This is a genomic window from Desulfovibrio piger, assembly GCF_012843875.1.
In the GTDB taxonomy this organism is placed as follows: Bacteria; Desulfobacterota; Desulfovibrionia; order Desulfovibrionales; family Desulfovibrionaceae; genus Desulfovibrio.
Genome location: NZ_JABAFY010000055.1, coordinates 1 through 14,301, shown reverse-complemented (window position 1 = coordinate 14,301; position 14,301 = coordinate 1). Strand labels below are relative to the sequence as shown.

Here is a 14,301-nt window from a genome sequence, read left to right as displayed (position 1 = left end):
CACGAAAATCTGTTTGTTTCATGGGACGAGATTACCACACCTTTTAAAATCAAAAAACATGCCGGACATCCTCTAAAAATAAACACCAGATCCGGGGATTGTCTTTTACCATCAGCCTGTGTCCGGAATGGTATCCAATTTTCCGGAATAGCGGGGGATTTGTTTTATAAAATATATAATATATTGAAATGATTAAATTTTATTATCAAATGGTGGCTTTATTGTTTAAAATTATCAAACAAAAATATTTTTTTATTGAATTGACAAAACAGACCGCCTGACATGATAACTTTTTCACATAATGGCCGCGGGCAACGGCCATACAGGGAGAAAACAGCAGGGCGCATGGAATGCGGACAGACATGTCCCCTTCTGTATTGGATGACCGAAGGAACAGCCGCCTTTGGGCGGTATGTAGCGATCTCTCAAGAAGGAACTCATCATGGCTGGAAAAGAATCCACCCCCAAGCGCTTCTCGGCGCCTGCCTATTACCTGCACACTGTCGTCTGTCTGCTCATCATGTTCGGCTTTGGCCAGCTACCGCCCGTGGAACCGCTGACGCCCCTGGGGATGAATCTTATCGGTATCTTCCTGGGCGTGCTCTACGGCTGGGTCTGTATCGAGATCGTCTGGCCCAGCCTGGCCGGTCTGCTGGCCCTGATGCTCATCGGCGGCATGAAGCCCATGATGCTGCTCAACAAGAGCTTCGGTGACCCCGTGGTCCAGATGATGTTCTTCATCTTCGTCTTCTGCGCCACCATCAGCCATTATGGCCTGTCCAAGTTCATTTCCCTGTGGTTCATCACCCGCAAGTTCGTTGCCGGGCGGCCCTGGGTATTCACCTACACCTTCCTGGGCTCCATCTTCATCCTTGGCGGTCTGACCAGTGCCTCTCCGGCCGCCATCATCGGCTGGAGCATCCTGTACGGCGTGTGCGAAGTCTGCGGCTTCAAGAAAGGCGACGGCTACCCCACCATGATGGTGTTCGGTATCGTGTTCGCCGCCCAGGTGGGCATGTCCCTCATCCCCTTCAAGCAGGCCGCCCTGACCGTGTTCAGCGCCTATGAGACCATGTCCGGTGTGGGCATCGACTATGCTAAGTACATGCTCATCGCCCTGCTCATCTGCGCCGTGTGCTCGCTGCTCTTCATCGTCATGGGCAAGTACATCTTCCGTCCCGACATGAGCAAGCTCGTCCATCTGGATGTGAGCAAGCTGGACAAGGACGGCAGCCTGGTCCTTTCCCGCGTGCAGAAGGTCATCCTGGTCTTCCTGTTCCTGCTGGTCATTCTGCTGCTGGCCCCCAACTTCATGCCCAAGGACTTCTTCCTGACCCGCTTCCTCAAGGGCATCGGCAATACCGGTATCGTCATCCTGCTGGTGACGGTCATGGCGGCCATCAAGGTGGAAGGCAAGGCCCTGCTGAACTTCAAGGTCATGGTGGACTCCGGCGTCACCTGGGGCATCGTGCTGCTGCTGGCCTTCGTGCAGCCCCTGTCCGGTGCCATGGCCAGGCCTGAAAGCGGCATCACTTCCTTCCTGATGATGGCGCTTGATCCCATCATCTCCGGCGGCACCCCGCTGACCTTTGCCCTGTTCCTGGGCCTGGCCGCTACCCTGCTGACCCAGGTCATGAACAACGGCGCCGTGGGTGTGGCCATGATGCCCATTATCTACAGCTACTGCCAGGCGGCCAACGTCAGCCCCGAACTTCCGCTGATCATGGTGGTCATGGGCGTGCATTTTGCCTTCCTCACGCCTGCCGCCAGTGCCAGTGCGGCCCTGCTGCACGGCAACGAGTGGTCGGATTCCAAGGCCATCTGGAAGACGGCTCCTGCCGTCATCCTCATGTCCTATCTGGTCACCGCGGCCATCACGATCATCGTGGGCAAGGCTATCTTCTAATCACCCTTGCGGGACGAAGCCTTCCTACGCGGGCGGGCAGCCTTAGGCTGCCCGCCTTTTTGCGTCTGCCCGGCAAGGAAGGTAGGCCCAAAGGGCTGGGCGGCAAGCTCGATGAAATGCCGCCGCAACGCATCCATCAGGGCCTGCGCCTGGGGGCTGATATGCTTGTGCCTGCGGACGAGTATGCCGTACAGCACATTGGGCAGCAGGTGGTCCAGAGGGCAGCTGACGATGGAGCTCCAGTCCGAACCGAACATGGTCGCCCGGTAGCACAGCTCGTCCATGATGGCCACCCCGACGTCGCAGCGGACGAACTGCATGATGAGGTGGTAGTTGTTGACGCTGATGACCGTGTTCTTTTGCAGGCGGCGTGCCGCATACTGCAGGGTCGGCGTCGGCTGCTCGCTCTCTTCCAGCGATGTCTGAAAGATGACGAAGGGCAGACGTTCCAGATCCGCTTCGGTGGGGATAGGGGGGATGTCCCAGATACTGTCCTTGCGCATGACCAGCAGGGGACGGGCCTTAAGCAGGATCTCCATGGTATCCTGCTTGGGCAGGGCCGTCATGCCCGTCAGGCCGAAATCCAGACGGGATTCCTTGACCGCCTGGACGATCTCGGAGGAAAGGGCGCGCTGGATGCGGATGTTGACCTGGGGATTCTCCGCACGGAACGCGGCGATGGCGTCCACGGCCATGATGGCTACCGGCAGGGTCGCCCCCAGGAAGATGTCGCCCTGCAGGCGGCCGTCCGTGGTCCCGACGGCGGAGCGCATGCTCTGCAGCGTCTCGAAGGTCGTGATGGTCCAGCCCAGCAGTTTTTTGCCTTCAGGGGTGATCTGAAGGCTTTTTTTGTACCTGTCGAACAGGACCGTGTTGAGCTCGGTCTCCAGCGAACGCAGCTGATAGCTGATCGTTGAGGGATTTCTGTGCATCAGTTCTGCGGCCCTGCGCACGCTCCCCGTTTTAGCGACATAATAAAACCCGCGTAACCATTGAAGAAAATCGCCATTCAACTCAGGAATCATCACGCCCTCCAATGTTTGATTTTTTGAAACGATATTTGATTTTTATTGATTTGACAATACAGCCGTTTCGCATGATTTTTTATTCACAAACGCTGGGCCAGCCACTGAGGATTGCCCGACCGGCCCGGCGATGACTGTCCGCTAAAAAATCACAACCAGGATATTGCTATGAAGATGACCAAACACCCTCTCGGCACGTTAGTGGAAACCGACGTGCTCGTGATCGGCTCCGGTGCTTCGGGCTGTGGTGCGGCGCTCGGCGCGCGTGACCAGGGCCTCGACGTAGTGCTGATGGACAAGGGCAAGCTGGAAAGCTCCGGCTGTATCGGCGGCGGCAATGACCACTATATGGCCGTCCTGGATGAGCCCGGTGAAGCCCACGACACCGTGGAAGACCTCATCAAGTTCTACGCCAAGCCCCTCAATGGCTGGTCGCCTGCCATGTTGCAGAACGGCTGGTACGCCCACATGAAATATTTTCTGGATGTGCTGGGCAAGGCTGGTGTGCAGTTCAGCAAGAAGGCTGACGGCACCTACCTGCGCACCCAGGGTTTTGGTCAGCCCGGCCGCTGGTGGATCCATATCGCCAACGGCATGACCATCAAACGCGCCATGGCCCGCATCGTGCGTGATGCTGGTATCAATACGCTCGACAACGTCATGGCGGTCAAGATCCTCACCGACAACGGCAAGGCCTGCGGTGCGCTGGGTTGGAATGTCCGCACCGGCGAATTCGTGCTGGTTCGCGCCAAGACCGTTGTTTCGGCCCAGGGTCGTTCGGCCACGCGCGGCACGGATAACTCCACCCACAATCCCTTCAACGTCTGGATGTACCCCTATAATACCAGCGCCGGTGTGGTGCTGGGCTATGATGTGGGCGCCGCCGTGACCGAACTGGACACCTATCAGCGTGCCACCATGCTGCCCAAGGGCTACGGCTGCCCCGGCATGAACGGCATCAACAGCTCCGGTGCGCACGAAATCAACGCCCTTGGCGAACGCTTCATGGGCAAGTACGACCCCATGATGGAAAACGGCGTGCGCAACAACCAGATCCAGGGCACGTTTCAGGAACAGATGGAGGGTTCCGGCCCGCCATTCTACATGGATATGCGCCATGTGGACAAGGATGTCGTGCATGAACTGCAGTACGTGCTCATGCCCGGCGACAAGGCCACCTTCGGTGACTGGGCCGACTGCACCGGCACCGACTTCCAGCACAAGCTGCTGGAAGTGGAGATCGGCGAGCTGATCTTCGGCGGCACCATCGCCGTCAACGATACCTTCGAAACCACTGTGCCCAACCTTTTCTGCGGCAGTATCTTCCTGTACTGCTCCGGCGCCATGTGCGGTGGCTACGAAGCCGGTCGCCAGGCCGGCATGCGTGCCGCCGGTATCACCGAAGCCGGCAAGATCAATGAAGATCTGGCCGCCAGCGTCAAGAAGGACGTGTTCGCTCCCATGCAGGTGCCCGCCGACGAAGGCGTCAGCTACAAGGAAATCGAACAGGCTACCCGGAACGTCATGAACTACTACATGGGCTTCCGCCGCTCCATGGCCGGCATGGCCCGCGCCCTGGAAAAGATCCGCTTCCTGTCCGGCCAGGCCGGTCGCCTGCACGCCGACACCCTGCGCGATCTCATGCGCTGCCACGAGTCCCGCGACATCCTGACGGTCTGTGAACTGGCCATCCAGGCCACCATGGAACGCAAGGAGACCGGCCGCTGTGTCTACAAGCTGCGGGATTACCCCGAGCTGAATCCCGACATGGCCAAGCCGCTGCTGCTGATCCGCGGTGAAGACGGCCCCCGTTTCCAGTGGGGCAAGGCGCCGCTGCTGTAATGCCCGCGGCATCCTCATGCACTTTCCAAGGAGTTTGTAATCATGCCCCCGAGATATAGCCGTGAAATAACGCGCCCCGTCGTGCTGGGCGCCCAGCTGAAAGAGCAGTTCCGCACCTCGCCCTGCGAAACTTCCTGTCCCATCGGCAATTCCATTCAGAAGATGAACTCGCTCATCGAAAAAGGCCAGTTCACCGAAGCCCTGCGCTACCTGCGTGCCAAGAACCCCTTCCCGGGCATCACCGGCCGCGTCTGCCCCCACTTCTGCATGGATGCCTGCAACCGTAAGGAAATGGACGGCTGCCTGAACATCCGCGCCCTGGAACGCGCTGCCGAGACCTTTGCCGAACGCGGCAACGTCTTCTTCAAGCGTCGTCCCGCCACCGGCAAGAAAGCTGCCGTCATCGGCGGCGGCCCTGCCGGCCTGACGGCCGCCTACTTCCTGGCCCTGCTGGGCCACGAGGTCACCATCTACGAAGCCGAGCCCCTGCTGGGCGGCGTGCCCCGCTACGGCGTGCCGAACTTCCGTCTGCCCCGCGATGTGGTGGACCGCGAAGTGGGCCTGGTGCTGGAAGCCGGCGTGCGTGCCCGCGTCAACACCCGCGTGGGTGTGGACATCACCATGGAAGAGATCTCCGCCCGCTACGATGCCGTCATCGTGGCCACCGGTGTGCCCGCTGAAAACAGCCTGCCCATCCCCGGCGCCGAAAAGGCCGTCAAGGCCGTGGAATTCCTGCGTGCCGCCGCTCTGGGCCAGAACACCGGCAAGATCGGCAAGAACGTCGTCATCATGGGCGGCGGCGGCGTGGCCTTCGACTGCGCCTTCACTGCCCGTCGCCTGGGTGCCGAGAACGTCCATGTGATCTGCCTGGAAAAGGCCGATGAGATGCGCGCTCCTGCCGAAGACCTGGAACTGGCCGCCAAGGAAGGCGTGCATGTGCACAATTCCTGCACCATGTCCGCCATCCGTACCGAAGGCGACAAGGTCACCGGCGTGGACTACTTCGAAGTCAAGGACTGCCACTTTGACGAAAAGGGCAAGCTGACCCTGGAAGCCGTGCCCGGTGGCGAGCATGTCCTGGAATGCGACACCGTGATCTTTGCCGTGGGCATGAAGACCGACCTGGCCTTCCTGGGTGAAAACGCCGGTGGGCTGGAACTGACCCCCCGCAACTGGATCAAGGTGGACGAAAGCCAGCGTACCTCCAAGGCCGGTGTTTTTGCCGCCGGTGACGTGTCCGCCGGCCCCGCCTCCATCGCCCGCGCCGTGGGCGACGGCCGCCGTGCCGCCTTTGCCGTGCACCAGATGCTGACCGGCACCAGCAGCCGCGTCTATGCCCTGAACGAAGAAAACATGATCGAAGACTGCGACGCCATGGGCAGCGACACCGCTCCCTACGTGGTGCAGTACGCCGACATCTACGGCATCGCCCAGTATGAGAGCGTTCCTTCCGAAAAGGAAGCCGAAAATGCCTGTACCAAGGCTTTTGCCGAACTCAACCTGGGTCTGACCATCGAACAGGCCCGGAAGGAAGCCGCCCGCTGCTTCCACTGCGGCCACTGCAAGGCCTGCGGTACCTGCGTCGAGGACTGCCCCGGCTATGTGCTGGAGATGCGTCCCTACCAGGAAGCGGAACGGCCCGAAATGGTCCATGGCGAAGAGTGCTGGCACTGCGCCAACTGCCGCACCAGCTGCCCCTGCAGCGCCATCGGCTTCACATTCCCCCTGTTTATGCAAGTCTAGCATGATGAAAAGGGCGGATCGCATGATCCGCCCTTTTTAAGATTGCACCAGACCCCCTGAGGCGCCTTTTTCGCCTCCGGGTCTGTTTTTGTACCCAAGTTTCCGGGCTTTGCCCAAAAACTACTGTCTCTCTGGAGGAAGGATTATGAAAAAGATTTGGTGCCTGCTGCTGGCAGCAGCCATGGTGACGGGAGCCGCCCAGGCAAGCCACGCTGTAGACTTCAAGGCCAAGGGGGTATGGCTGGCGAGTTTCCAGTATGGTCAGAACGGTAACTTTACCAATGGCGGACATACCGGCTATGACCCGAGCGAAGACGAATTCGAAGCCCGTTCCCGTGTCCGTCTGGTCATCGACGCCGTGGCTGACGAAAACCTTTCCGGTCAGGTCTACTTTGAAATCGGCAAGTCCATCTGGGGCAAGGCCGAGGATCCTCAGGGCGGCATGGCCATGGGCGCCGACAAGAATATCGTGAAGCTCAAGCGAGCTTTCATCGACTGGCGCGTGCCCGATACGGACCTCAAACTGCGCATGGGTATCCAGGGCATCGGTCTGCCCTACATGGCCATGGGCGGCCCCACCGTCTTCCAGTCTGACGTGGCCGCCATCACCGCCAGCTACGTTTTCAATGAAAACGCTGCCATGACGGCTTTCTGGGCCCGTCCGTACAATGACAACTATGTGGGCAATGCCGACGGCGACCAGCAGAATTTCATGGACAACATGGACATGGCCGGCCTGATGGTGCCCCTGACCTTTGACGGCTTCAAGCTGACCCCCTGGGGCATGTTTGCGTCCATCGGCTCCAACACGTTCCGCAAGAACGACAACTACGTCGGCAACAAGATCAACGGCGTCAACGGCGGCTATGCCCTGAGCGGCCTGTTCCCCCTGCGCGCCGACCTGCTGAGCCACAAGGAAAAACTCAATGCTTACGGCACGGCCTGGTGGGGCGGCCTGAGCGGCGAGATCACCAAATGGGATCCCTTCCGCATCGCCTGGGATTTCTCGTACGGCAACGTGACCTATGACGACGGCTCCCTGAACCGCTCCGGCTGGCTGGCCGGCCTGCTGCTGGAATACAATCTGGACTGGACCAAGCTGGGTCTGTTCGGCTGGTACAGCTCCGGTGACGACGACAACGTGGGCAACGGTTCCGAACGCCTGCCCACCGTCAGCAACGACTACGGTCCCTGTAGTTTCTCCGGCACTTTCATGGGCCCGGACATCAATGGCCTCGAACGTGACCGCGTCATCGGCAACAACCTGGTGGGCACCTGGGGCGTGGGCTTCCGCCTGAAGGACATGAGCTTCCTGGAAGACCTCAAGCACACCTTCCACATCAGCCTGCTCGGCGGTACCAACGATCCCGGCATCCTGAAGAAGTACCACGAGCGTACCGAAAAATGGATGGCTCCCAACAATCCCGAAGGCACCACCAAGGTCGGCCGCGAGAACCTGTACCTCACCACGCGTGACTACGCCCTGGAATTCGGCCTGCTCAACGAATACAAGATCTATGACAACCTGCAGGTCAACCTGGAAGCCAGCTACATCGCCCTGTGGCTGGACAAGTCGGATGACGTCTGGGGCCAGAGCCTGACCGGCGGCGACCATCGCGACATCCGCGACGCCTGGAACGTGAGCGTGCTGTTCATCTACTCTTTCTAGCCAGCCCTCCTGAACAATGGCACGGCCGTATCTCCACTACGGCCGTGCCCAAAGGAAAGACCATGATCGAAAGAATCGATGCCGCTATCTGTATCGGCTGCGGCGCCTGCGTGGAAAAGTGTCCTCTGGACGCCCTGCGGCTCGGTGAGGACGGCAAGGCCTTCATCGCCTATGCCGATGACTGTATGACCTGCTATATCTGTGAACGGCTGTGCCCGTCAGGCGCCATCTTCGTGCATCCGTTCCGCGAAGAACTGCCGCCTGTTTTCCCCGATATCCCCAAGGCTCTGGGCGGAGGACTGTAAGATGAACATGCATCATATCACGACGGACGTCCTGATCATGGGCGGCGGTTCCGCCGGCCTGTGGGCCGCCTACCGCTGTTCCGAACTGGCCCCTGAAGCCCGCATCTGCATCGTGGACAAGGGCCCCCGCGACTGGGGCGGTCTGATGACCATGGCGGGCGGCGACTTTGAAGCCGTCCTCCCCCCGGACAACGTGGACGAGTGGGTCCAGGACTTCATCTATTATTTCGACGGCCTCTGCGACCAGGACCTCATGGAAGAGATCCTGAAGCGCTCTGCCGACCGTCTGCATGACTACGAACGCTTCGGCTGCGAATTTTTCAAGAAAGAAGACGGCAGCATGAAATACGTCCCCCAGCGGGGACTGGACCATGTGAAGCTGTACCCGGCCCAGCTCAAGGGCCGTGGCGGCGAGCTGATGGTCAAGAACATCGTGCGCCAGCTCAAGCAGCGCTCCGTGGAGCGGGTGGGACGCATCCTGCTGACCGAGCTGCTGCAGCAGGACGGCCGCGTCTGCGGCGCCCTGGGCTTCGATACCATCAACGGCGATTTTTACCGCTTCGACGCCCGGGTGGTCATTGCCGCCAGCGGCATGGGCGGCTGGAAGACCTCGTACGGCAAGAACACGCCTACCGGCGAGACCATGCAGATGACCTATGAGGCCGGCGCGGTCCTGCAGAACCTGGAATTTGCCCGTGTCTGGAACATGCCCCGCCTCTTCGGCTGGGAAGGACAGACCGTGCTGATGCCTCTGGGAGCGCGCTTCGTCAATGCCGAAGGCGAGCCCTTCATGGAGCGCTACTCTCCCGTGCTGGGCTCCAATACCGACCCCCACTACACCACCATGGCCATGGCCATGGAGATCCGGGCCGGTCGCGGTCCCATCACCTTCGACCTGAGCCGCATCCAGCAGGAGAACCTGATCCTGCTGCGCCCCCAGAACGGCTGGCAGAAGCTGAACTATGACAAGCTTTCCGCCCTGGGTCTGGACCTGTTCCGGGATTCCACGGAATGGGTGCCCCAGATGACCGTTTCTTACGGCGGTCTGCGGGCCGATGCCTGGGGCAACACCAATCTGGAAGGCCTTCTGGCTGCCGGTACGGCCCGTGCCACCGAGCCCGGTGTCTACGCCGGCGGCTTTGCCCTGATGACCACGTCCGTGCTGGGCCATATGGCCGGAGAGAATGCGACCCGCCTGCTCCAGACGCTGCCGGAAGTCAAGAGCGACCTGTCCGACGCGGAAATCACTGCCCGCCAGCAGGCCCTGTTCGCCCCTCTGGGCAAGGAAGGCCTCACTCCCAAGGAAGTGCTGACCTCCATCCAGAAAACGGTCTTCCCCTACGGGGTCTCCATCCTCAAGAACGAAGGCAGCCTTCAGGCCGCGCTCAAGGAACTGGAGCGCATCCGGGAAGAAGACCTGCCGCGTATGGTTGCTACGGATCCCCACTACCTGCTCAAGCTGCATGAGACCCGTGGTGTGGCCTTTGTCAGCGAAATGTACGTCCGGGCCTCTCTGGAACGCAAGGAGACCCGTGCGGGCCATTACCGGGAAGATTATCCCGTGCGCGACGATTCCCAGCTGGCCTGGCTCTGCCTGCGCAAGGATGCGGACAGCAAACCGGAATTCTTCCGCGTCCCCGTACCGCTGGAAAAGTACAAGCACCCCGTGACCCGGTACTACCAGGACAACTTCGCTTTCCCGACCAGCGAAAGCGCCAAGTAACCCCCACCTCCTAGACGGCCCGATGCCATGCCCTCCCCCGGGCAGGAGGCACCCCCGCTTCCTGTCAGACGAAGGGGCGGCAGGAATACCAGCCGCCCCTTCTGTTTTGGCCGATGCCTGTCCGGCTCCCCGGGCAGGCATCGTGTCCCTGCATGTATCTTTTTTCAAAACTGGCTGGCCAGGATGGTCGGCCCGCTCTCAGCCTTCCCCATCGCCTCTTCTGGCTGCAGTCCTGCCCGGTCGCCCACAGGCCCTGCAGGGCCTAAAGATTTTTCCAGAACAGGAACAAAGAGCCCAGCCCGAATCCTTCATCGGCCTTTTCCTGTTCGTTCCCTTCCATCGGAGGCTGGCCGACGATGGCGGCGGCCCTGGCCCCTAGATCCTGCACCTGCCGCAGTACGCTTTCGTCCATGCGGTACAGGGAAAACTGCCAGTTTTGGGTCTTCCCGTACAGCCAGCAGGCGGATTTGCCGCCGGTGGCCATATCGAGACGGATGGACAGCAGGCGCACATCGCTCCGGCTCCGCCAGCCTCGGTTGCCGCCGAACAAAAAATTCCCCAGTCCCCAGGCCACGAAGGTCTTGCGCGGCGAGGCCTCGAGGGTCTCGAACCCGCCGTAGCAATGACTGTGGGCGAAAAGGATGATGTCCGCCCCTGCGGCGGCAAACCAGTCCGCCCAGAGCCGCTGGCGATCCGAAGCCTCGGAAAAACCTTCGTTCCCGTCATGGGAATACAGGATGATACAGGCCTCCGGCTCCCGGGCGCGCAATGCCCGCACGGTTTCCAGCAGCTGGGGATAGGACAGCGTGACGATCCGGGGACCGCTGCCTATCTGCGACATGGGCGATCCCGTCAGCAGGTAGACCGGCGGTTTCCTTTGGGGCAAAAGGGACAGGGGCGCGTAGGTACCGCGGTCATGCAGGCCGTTGTGGCGGATACGGGCGCCTTCCAGCACCGCCATCAGATTGACCGCGCCTTCTTCCAGCCCGTCAAACACATGGTTGTTGGCGGTACAGGCAGCGCCATTGGCAAACGCCATCTGGGGAAACAGCAGCCCGTCGGCATGGAAGACGAAGGTATTCTGCTTGGAGACGGAAGAAAGACCGGCAATCTCGCAATTCCACAGAAAAATGTCCGCCTGCTCCAGGCGCTGACGGGTCAGGGGCCCGAAAAGCTCTCCCGCCTGGGGCGCTTCGAGCATCCGGCCGCCCAGCAGCACATCTCCGGCCGCCAGGATCTCCAGCACGCCTTCCGCGGCCATGACCGGCCCCGACAGCAGCAGGAGCAAGCCCGCACATCCCAACCACTTTACCCATGCCATGGTCATGCGCTGTACCATGATGCTCCTTCCCTCCTGTCCCGGATACATCTCTGTTCCCCTCTACGCCGGGGCTGCAGGACAGACAAGCGAAATCTCTCCGGCAGGCAGCAGAGGCAGGCAAAAGGCGCATGGCCTTTCCCCGTGGAGAGGTATATGCTGCCTTCTGCACGGCAGGCAGCACCCGGCCCTGCAAGGAGGAACCATGCGCATCTTCACCCAGGAAATCATCGTCGCTCCCCAGCATATCGACATCCAGAACCGCGTCAGCAACCTGTGCTATGTGCAGTGGATGCAGGATCTGGCCATCAACCACTCCACTGTCCAGGGCTGGGGCGTGGAACGCTACGAAGCGGAAGGGCACGGCTGGGTCGTCCGCCAGCACACCATCACCTACAAACGCCCTGCCCTTGCCGGAGATGTCATCACCGCCGCCACCTGGGTGGCCGAGCTTGCCTCCCGCCAGAGCCTGCGCCGCTATCTGTTCTGGCGTGCCGCAGACCGCAGCGTCCTGGCCGAAGCGGCCACGGTCTGGGTCTATATCGACATGGCGACCGGCCGGCCTTCCCGCCTGCCCGCTTCCCTGCAATCGGCCTTCGAGGTCGTGGCAGACGACAAGGAAGTTTTGCAGCTTCTGCAGGGCTAGCCGTCACAAAAGGCAAGCCTGCCTGTTCTCATTATGTTTTCCCACGCTCTCCTGTTCCATGACAGAGCGGGACAGACCGCTGCACGTCGAGCCGCGAAAGAAACCTGGTGACCGCCTGCGACCTTTCCCGGTGGGCAAGCCGCAAAAAAGGGAGGCAGACGGATCTTCCTCCCTTTGTGATGGCAGATGGTTGCACACTGCGGCTGCGAATCCCTGGGCCGCTGTGATGCCTCAGCTCAAATCAGCATCGGCACAGGCCAGATTGCTGTCGATGCCGTAGCGTTCCCGGAAGCGCTCCTCGGCCTCCGAGTCGCCGATGAGATACAGGGCATCCCCCAGAGCGAAGATGTAGCCCGGATCAGGGTTGACGTGCATGGTGCCGGTATTGTCGCGCACGGCCAGCACACTGCACTTGGTCTTGTTGCGGATGCCGCATTCCATCAGGCTCTTGCCTTGCAGCTGTCCGCGGATGGTATAGCGGAAGACGAGCAGGCGCTCATTCAGCATCATCATCTTGTCCGGAGCCAGCAGATTGATGATGCTGTTGCTCACCAGCGAAGCCAGGGAAAGCACCTGATCCGCACCGGCGCTGTGCAGGCCGTTGACGTTACGGTCCAGCGAGGCACGGCAGAGGATCTGGGCGTCCGGCCGCAGACGGCGGCTGTAGATGGTCAGATAGATATTGGCGTCATCGTCATGAGTGGTGATGATGATGGTGCGCGTCTTGCGGATGCCGGCCTTTTCCAGAACGGCAAGATCCGCGGCATCCCCGTGCACATGGGGGATGGCGCCGGAATTGATGTGCGGCTGCCGGTCCACGATCACCGCAGGGATCTTGCGGCGCGCCAGGTTCCGCGCCACGGCAAGGCCCACCCTGCCGCCGCCGAGGATGACCACGGGAACGTTCTCCATCTCTGCCTTTTCCGGCTCGCTGATCAGGCGGTCGAACGTCCGCACCTGTTTTTCCGTACCGGCCACCACCAGCACGCTGCTTTCCGTGAACATGGTATGCGGCCCGGGCAGCTGGAAAGCTCCGCGATCCCAGACGCCGACCACGTTGATGCCCGTCCGTTCGCGCAGGCTGCAGTCCAGCAGGGTCTTGCCGGCCAGACTGCTGTGCATCACCGGGGCTTCCGCCACCACCAGACGGCCGAAGCGGCCCATGATGCTGGCCCGCTGGGACGAGCGGACCACCCGTCGGGCCATGGCCTCACCCAGCACATTATGGAACTGGAACACCCTGTTGCACCCTGCCAGACGCAGGATGTCCGTTGCATCGGGATTTTCCACCCCCGCGGCGATGACCACCTGAGGCGCGGCTTCACGGGCCGAGAAGACGATGTTGGTACTGCGGATGTCCGTATCCATGACCACCAGCATGGCGGCCGTATCGGCGTGCAATTTCTGGTAGGTCTTCACGTCGTCATGGTCACCGGCAGCCACTTCATAGCCCTGGTCGAGCAGGTCCAGACCGGTCTGGGGATCATTGCACAGCAGCACACGCCGGATACCATGGCGCGCCAGATCGTCGGCCAGGTTGAGGGTGATGGGGCCGCTTCCGGCGATCAGCACATGCCCCCTGATCCCGGCGGGCAGACGGCGCGGCACCATGTCCTTTTTCTGGCTTTCCAGCCATGGCATGTAAAAATGCTGGATGAAGGTGAAGGGCATCATGATCAGGAAAAAGATCACGCCTGACATGAGCACGATGATGGAAAAGATGCGGCCCGGATCCGAGGAAAAGGTGATGTCACCAAAACCGAGCGTGGACATGACCGTCAGCGTCCAGTAGACCCCGGTGATCCAGGAATGTTCCTTCCCTTCATATTCCATGAGCCAGTGGAAGATGACGCTGTAAGCGGCGATCATGATGCACAGGGTAATGAAAAAGCGCCGCAGCACGATCATATTGTGCTTTGCGCCGCGCTCGTGCAAAAAGGTCATGATCTGTGATGGTAGATATTTCATGCGCACCAGTCTGTTGCTGAAACAAGGTATTTTTTGAAGATACCAAAACAGTCAGGCTACGCAAGCATCTCTTTAGAGAATGTCCGGCATGTTTTTTGATTTTAAAAGGTGTGGTAATCTCGTCCCATGAAACAAACAGATTTTCGTGATGTGCCT

12 protein-coding genes are annotated in these 14,301 nt (G+C 60.5%); 8 read left to right on the top strand and 4 right to left on the bottom strand.

All coding sequences use genetic code 11. The annotated features are described in order from the left end of the window. Positions 1-192: hypothetical protein (locus HF854_RS12550; protein WP_205906109.1), on the top strand; the 192-nt coding region annotated here is incomplete at its 5' end. A 250-nt stretch (positions 193-442) separates the two neighbouring features. Then, positions 443-1,906, top strand: a complete 1,464-nt coding sequence (locus tag HF854_RS10830; protein ID WP_168936297.1) for an SLC13 family permease — start codon at positions 443-445, stop codon at positions 1,904-1,906. On the opposite strand, the gene HF854_RS10825 is transcribed toward HF854_RS10830, so the two are convergent. After that, the gene (locus HF854_RS10825) at positions 1,903-2,931 is read right to left on the bottom strand and encodes a LysR family transcriptional regulator (RefSeq protein ID WP_168936296.1); all 1,029 of its coding nucleotides are present in this window, start codon (positions 2,929-2,931) and stop codon (positions 1,903-1,905) included. The two genes, HF854_RS10830 and HF854_RS10825, sit on opposite strands and share 4 nt — an antisense overlap. 168 nt (positions 2,932-3,099) lie before the next feature. Between HF854_RS10825 and HF854_RS10820 the strand changes: the two genes are divergently transcribed. The 5 genes from HF854_RS10820 (at position 3,100) to HF854_RS10800 (ending at position 10,213) form a co-directional block, all read left to right on the top strand. Further along, positions 3,100-4,773, top strand: coding sequence for an FAD-binding protein (locus tag HF854_RS10820; protein WP_168936295.1), 1,674 nt, complete (start codon positions 3,100-3,102; stop codon positions 4,771-4,773). Between the two features lie 42 nt (positions 4,774-4,815). Beyond that, on the top strand, positions 4,816-6,516 hold the full coding sequence (locus HF854_RS10815) for an FAD-dependent oxidoreductase (RefSeq protein ID WP_168936294.1): 1,701 nt from the start codon (positions 4,816-4,818) through the stop codon (positions 6,514-6,516). A 145-nt stretch (positions 6,517-6,661) separates the two neighbouring features. After that, positions 6,662-8,185, top strand: coding sequence for an outer membrane homotrimeric porin (locus HF854_RS10810; protein WP_168936293.1), 1,524 nt, complete (start codon positions 6,662-6,664; stop codon positions 8,183-8,185). Between the two features lie 62 nt (positions 8,186-8,247). Further along, complete coding sequence (locus HF854_RS10805) at positions 8,248-8,490, top strand: 4Fe-4S dicluster domain-containing protein (RefSeq protein WP_006005330.1); 243 nt, start codon at positions 8,248-8,250, stop codon at positions 8,488-8,490. A 1-nt stretch (position 8,491) separates the two neighbouring features. Continuing rightward, a complete protein-coding gene (locus tag HF854_RS10800) occupies positions 8,492-10,213 on the top strand; it encodes an FAD-dependent oxidoreductase (protein WP_168936292.1) in 1,722 nt (573 codons plus the stop codon). A 262-nt stretch (positions 10,214-10,475) separates the two neighbouring features. Here HF854_RS10800 and HF854_RS10795 read toward each other — a convergent pair whose 3' ends face one another. Next, on the bottom strand, positions 10,476-11,552 hold the full coding sequence (locus HF854_RS10795; protein ID WP_168936291.1) for a CapA family protein: 1,077 nt from the start codon (positions 11,550-11,552) through the stop codon (positions 10,476-10,478). Between the two features lie 184 nt (positions 11,553-11,736). Here HF854_RS10795 and HF854_RS10790 point away from each other — a divergent pair, with 184 nt between their 5' ends. Continuing rightward, entirely contained in the window at positions 11,737-12,177 is a 441-nt protein-coding gene (locus HF854_RS10790) for an acyl-CoA thioesterase (protein WP_168936290.1), read from the top strand. 231 nt (positions 12,178-12,408) lie between these two features. Here the strand turns inward: HF854_RS10790 and HF854_RS10785 are convergent, their stop codons facing one another. Together HF854_RS10785 and HF854_RS12745 are read right to left on the bottom strand one after the other, a co-directional pair. Beyond that, complete coding sequence (locus HF854_RS10785; RefSeq protein WP_240937730.1) at positions 12,409-14,085, bottom strand: potassium channel family protein; 1,677 nt, start codon at positions 14,083-14,085, stop codon at positions 12,409-12,411. Further along, positions 14,000-14,301 (bottom strand): hypothetical protein (locus HF854_RS12745; RefSeq protein WP_240937729.1); only part of this gene is annotated, 302 nt, incomplete at its 5' end. The genes HF854_RS12745 and HF854_RS10785, both read right to left, overlap by 86 nt.

Bases quoted from the DNA above. Each gene is read 5' to 3' on its own strand.
- HF854_RS10825 (WP_168936296.1), bottom strand. From the start codon at position 2,931: ATGATTCCTGAGTTGAATGGCGATTTTCTTCAATGGTTACGCGGGTTT.
- HF854_RS10800 (WP_168936292.1), top strand. From the start codon at position 8,492: ATGAACATGCATCATATCACGACGGACGTCCTGATCATGGGCGGCGGT.
- HF854_RS10815 (WP_168936294.1), top strand. From the start codon at position 4,816: ATGCCCCCGAGATATAGCCGTGAAATAACGCGCCCCGTCGTGCTGGGC.
- HF854_RS10810 (WP_168936293.1), top strand. From the start codon at position 6,662: ATGAAAAAGATTTGGTGCCTGCTGCTGGCAGCAGCCATGGTGACGGGA.
- HF854_RS10785 (WP_240937730.1), bottom strand. From the start codon at position 14,085: ATGATCGTGCTGCGGCGCTTTTTCATTACCCTGTGCATCATGATCGCC.
- HF854_RS10820 (WP_168936295.1), top strand. From the start codon at position 3,100: ATGAAGATGACCAAACACCCTCTCGGCACGTTAGTGGAAACCGACGTG.
- HF854_RS10790 (WP_168936290.1), top strand. From the start codon at position 11,737: ATGCGCATCTTCACCCAGGAAATCATCGTCGCTCCCCAGCATATCGAC.
- HF854_RS10830 (WP_168936297.1), top strand. From the start codon at position 443: ATGGCTGGAAAAGAATCCACCCCCAAGCGCTTCTCGGCGCCTGCCTAT.
- HF854_RS10795 (WP_168936291.1), bottom strand. From the start codon at position 11,552: ATGGTACAGCGCATGACCATGGCATGGGTAAAGTGGTTGGGATGTGCG.
- HF854_RS10805 (WP_006005330.1), top strand. From the start codon at position 8,248: ATGATCGAAAGAATCGATGCCGCTATCTGTATCGGCTGCGGCGCCTGC.